This window comes from Streptomyces sp. NPDC051315, assembly GCF_044455165.1.
In the GTDB taxonomy this organism is placed as follows: domain Bacteria; phylum Actinomycetota; class Actinomycetes; order Streptomycetales; family Streptomycetaceae; genus Streptomyces.
The window spans coordinates 1-1,143 of record NZ_JBITEN010000062.1 but is presented as its reverse complement, the minus strand read 5'-3'; the positions used below and the strand labels follow the sequence as shown (position 1 = coordinate 1,143).

At 68.7% G+C, this 1,143-nt stretch carries 1 protein-coding gene; it reads right to left on the bottom strand.

All coding sequences use genetic code 11. The features are described from left to right. A partial coding sequence (locus tag ACIBBD_RS38795) for a putative T7SS-secreted protein (protein WP_399424735.1) occupies positions 1-1,143 on the bottom strand: 1,143 nt, incomplete at both ends.

The following is a 1,143-nucleotide window of genomic DNA, read 5'->3' as shown; positions in this document are numbered from 1 at the left end:
CTCCAGTCCCTCCTTGAGGCCGGTGCGCAGGGCGGTGCGTCCGAGTCCGGCGCCCTTGGTGCCGATGAGTTCGGGGAGGAGGCGGCCGAGGAATTCGGACGGGTCCTTCTTGAAGCCGTCGACGACGGCCTGGACGGTGCGTTCGGGGTGGGCGGCGGTGGAGACGAGTCCGGCGAGCGTCATGTTGACGTTCTGGACGTACTCCGCGGGGTGGGTGAGGTTGTAGGGGTCGAGGGGGTTGAGGCCGCGGACGAAGTTGAGCAGGCCCGCCGTTCCCTTGAGGACGCCGCCGACGACGTGGGTGAGTTCGGTGTAGTAGGCCTGGGCGCCGTCGATCAGGTTGTTGCCGAGCCGGTCGAGCGGCGGGGGTTCGGCGGGGGCGTGGGCGAGGGCGGCCTTGATCTTGGCCTGGGTCTCGGAGGCGACGGCGTTGCGCTGTCTGCGGGCCTGGGCGAGCTTCTCGCGTGCCGCTCGCATGTCGGCGACACCGGGGTCGTGGAAGGGCGCGGGCTGCGGTCCGGGGTCCTGGTCGGCCTTGATCTTGGCGTTGTAGGCGTCGACCTTCTTGTTGTACGCCTCCACGGCGTCCACGGAGGCCTTCTTGCCCTGCTTGTACAGGGCGATGGCTTCCTTGGCCTCGCTCTGGGCCCACTTGACGGTCTCGGCGTAGGAGTCCAGCGCGACCGCGGCCGTCTCGCAGGCGTCGGCCGCGTGCAGCCATTTCGTGGGGTGCACGCCGAACTTCTCCCGGAAGGCGTTGCCGCTCTCGCCCTTCCAGTTGGTGGAGTCGACCTTCTTCATTCCGGTGCCGACCTTGTCGAAGGCGGCCTGGAAGTCCTTGAGGTGCTTGGCGCTCTCCCGGATCCTGCCGGGGTTGCCGTGGATGAGCTCGTTGGCCTCCTCGGTCTCGCCGAGCTGCTGCTCGCCGGGCATGGCGCCGAGGTCGGCGGCGACCTCGTCACCGAAGTCCTCCACGGCGTCGGCCGCGTCGTGCAGGCCGACGTGGTCGAGCCCGTCGCCGACCTTGTCGGTGGCGTAGTCGATGCCCTCGCCGAGCTTCTTCTTGCCCTCGTCGATGAGGTTCTCGCCGATTTCCAGGCCGGTGTTGAGGCCGCCCTTGATGTCGTCGACGATGCCCACTAC